At 40.2% G+C, this 3,530-nt stretch carries 2 protein-coding genes; both read left to right on the top strand.

Features of this window, described 5'->3' with window-relative positions:
- A partial coding sequence (locus tag ACFIO3_RS10145; RefSeq protein WP_375608839.1) for a VENN motif pre-toxin domain-containing protein occupies nucleotides 1-1,278 on the top strand: 1,278 nt, incomplete at its 5' end.
- 6 nt (nucleotides 1,279-1,284) lie between these two features.
- Nucleotides 1,285-3,530 (top strand): DUF6990 domain-containing protein (locus ACFIO3_RS10150; RefSeq protein ID WP_375608840.1); only part of this gene is annotated, 2,246 nt, incomplete at its 3' end.

Raw genomic sequence — 3,530 nt, forward strand, 5'->3', positions numbered from 1 at the left:
GAAGCGCGTATAAACGCAAAGATTGATGCGCAGTTTGCTGACTTTAGGGATCACACCATTGATGTCGCACGGGCTGCTGGGGGCGTTGCTGCTGCCCTTGCCGGTGGCGATGTTGATGCCGGCGCCGATGCCGCAGGTAATGCCGCTGCAAATAACTACCTCAGCAGTGCTCAACAAGCTCAGATGGAGAAAGAATTAAAAGAGTGTCCTGACTTTTTATGTGCAGCAGAAGTGTCTGCGAAGTGGACTGCGATTAGTACAGGGCAAGATATAAGCTTTGCGGCAGGTATGGTAGCTGGTGTCCCGGCTGAAATATACGATACGGTTGATGGTTTTTTGCAAATAGCCAAACATCCCAAAGAGACTTTGAAAGCGCTCAAAGATTTTTTCAGCAGTGGTGAGATTTTGGCGACAATTGGTCGGACCCTTGGACAGTCCTATGTAGATCGCATTAATAAAATGGAGGAGGAATATGAGCGAGCTGGTGCTGGTGGTTCCTTTAATGCTGGACTTGAATTTGGAAAATTATTGACTGAAACAGCATCCCTAATGACAGGAGTTGCTGGAGCAGCCAAGGGAGGCATAAAGCTTGGCGAAAAGGCTCTGGCTAAATTTGCTTCTAAGACTGAAGAAGCAGCTGCAAAAGCAGAAAAGGAAGTTGCCCAATCAGTTGGAAAAATTGGCTCTGAAGACAGTGCCAAGGGTGAAATGTCTCAAAAGCCTTCAAAAAGCAATAGCAATCGTGAAACATTCGAAAAAAATAAGGAGCATCATGACGGAAAGCGTACAGAAGAAATGCAAAAATTACAGGAAGCAGGATGCACAACATGTACGCAAGAAGCATCGTTTAAAAAAATAGTTGAGAAACCTGATGGTAAAGGAGGGACAAAGGAAGTTGCAATAAGATCCCGTCCTGATATTCTCTATATAGAGGATGGTGAATTAAAAATTGTTGAGGTAAAAACGGGGAATGCTGGTCTAACCGAAAACCAAAAGATTTTGGAAAAGGAGTATAAAACAGGAGATGCGCAACCCACAGGAGATGTTGTTTTAAAATTCCTTGAGAAAAACAAAGAAAAGCTAAATAAATATCAACAGGAACTCAGCGATTTTAAGAGAGATTATAAAGGAAGTGCAGAAAAATTTGAGGAAGCATTAGATGATTTTAAGAAAAATTGGCCTAAAGAACAACTGGGCAAGCGTTGGGGGAGACCGATAAAATACGAAGTTATTCGTCATCCGAGCCGTTTAACAGAGCTTCTTGCACAAGGAAAGTGATTCATGATGCAAACTAAAGATGTCACAGAGATTTTAAAAAGACTGGGCTGGGAGCCTTATCGTGATAACGTGGGGGATACTTTTGCGCATTATCATCTTCCCGATCGCATTGTCGGTATTGGCTATGGTGTAAAAAATTATGGAGAGAGTGGCAAAGAGTTTTTGCTTTCGGCTGATCTCACCACCGCTGCTTATTGTCTTGCTCGGGAATATTCTAGAGGTGAAAAATCACAGCGTAAATATGGAGATGTGCTGTTTTACGCGAAGGAGGATTTTAATGTTAAAGCTCCGGATCTTTCCGAAAGCCATATCACAACCGCTTTAAACAAAGTGATTGCATGGGCGCAAGCACAGGATATTGAAAAAGAGTTGTGCGAGGAAGCTACTAATCATTCTGCCGTTGCACAAGCATTACTTGGTGATATGGAGGCTTTAAGGAGTGATAGATCTACCCCAAAACTATCTGTGCCAGAATTTGCAGATTATAAAACAATGACATCGGATGATCGCCTGCTTTTTTTTGCACAGGCCTATAAAAATGGGGAATTAGACGATATTCTAACGCGCAAGAAGCCAAAACAGCGCTCGATAAGTCTCACAGCAGCAATGCGCGTTCTTAAAACACAAGGGTGGTTTTCAACGGAACCTGGAAAAATGTGGTTGATTTTGCCCGACCGCTTTATTCAATTTGATTTTGGTTTTATACGTCTTCATGATAATTACAATGTCCGTATTGAAGCTGAAATATCTAATGAAATGATTTCTGTCGCTTGCAATTGTATTCACTATAGTAAGGAATATTGGTGTGTTTCTCCTAAAAATATTTATAATTCTTTTAATACGATTGGGGGGGGGGGGGTTAGTGGTTTTGGTAAAGGCATTGATATTTGTGTAGAGACATTAGATGAGCAAGAGCTTATCAAAATCTCTGAGCGGATAATACAGTGGGCACGTGCCCAAGATTTACAAGCATCAATAGAAAGCAAAACACGTGTTCAAAAGTATAGCTACAATATACGTATAGTCTGGCATTTGGCTTGTTTAGCATTGACAGGTCAAATTGATGTTCTGAAATCTTATCAAAATTTTTTAGAAGCCGGTAAGATTTCTGAGATTTTGGATGACCGTGAAGTAGAGAGATATATTAACCATGCCGTTCAATTTGCTGAAGAATATCTGAAAATCCTTAATGAGCGAAAAGCTATAGATGATCGTCTTAGTTTACAAGATTTGTCTTTTCTTAATACAGTTTCTGAAGACTTAAAAAGGATGGACTGGACAGTCTATCGTGATAAAAATTACAATTGCAATGCTTATTTTATAACGAAAGATCGTATCATTAATATAGTGTACGACCTTGATAAAAAAGGAGAGACACCATTTGTTACCTTCAAGGTTTCTCTTTCAACACTTGGTTTTTCTACAGCTTATCGATCTATTTTCATCAATACTCCCCAATATACCGTTCTTAAAGAATCAGAAGAAGTTTATGCAGTTTCTAGTACTGAATTGGATGAAGGCAAGCTGAAACAGATCAGTGCGGATATTTTGTGCTGGGCTGATCGACAAAATGTGAATCAAATCATCTATGATTATGCGGCTTTGTCCCCAGACAGTGAATATGATTTTGCGAAGTTGCACCTTATTGCACTTATTCTTATTGGGGATGTTGAAAAACTCAAATTTTATAAGGAAAGTTTGAAGGATAAAAACTTTTCAGCTTTGATAAGGGAAAACATAGCACATATTATTGATAACGTCCTTGCTCTTGCACGCCGTTATCGGACTGGTTTTCCTAAAAACGCTCCGATTTTAAGCTTGGATCCGCAAACAGCATCTGTTGCTTCTAAAACAACTTCTGTTGAAGTGGCAGAGGAAGTGGATGAAGCGGATGACAATGATGATCGTCTCACCATGGAAAGTGCTCATGCACTTTTAAAAAGCTTAGGCTGGTCAACCGAGAAAATCAATGAGAATGACCATATGGCAAGCTATCAATTGGCTGATCGTGAAGTAGATATTCTTTATAACGACGAAATTGCCAAAGACTACCCGCAATTTGATAGCGCCTTTATGATTAGCACGGGCATTCTTTCCACCGCTTGTAAATTCATTGATCCTACCTACACGGAAGATATTCCAGATATACAGCTTAATTTTGAAGCCAAGGGATTGGAAATCTTTGAACCAGAAGTCACTGCGGATCGCTTAAAGCAAGCACTTGATGATGCGCTAGAATGGTCAGTCAAAGA

Source organism: Bartonella sp. AD328YNZD (assembly GCF_042196425.1).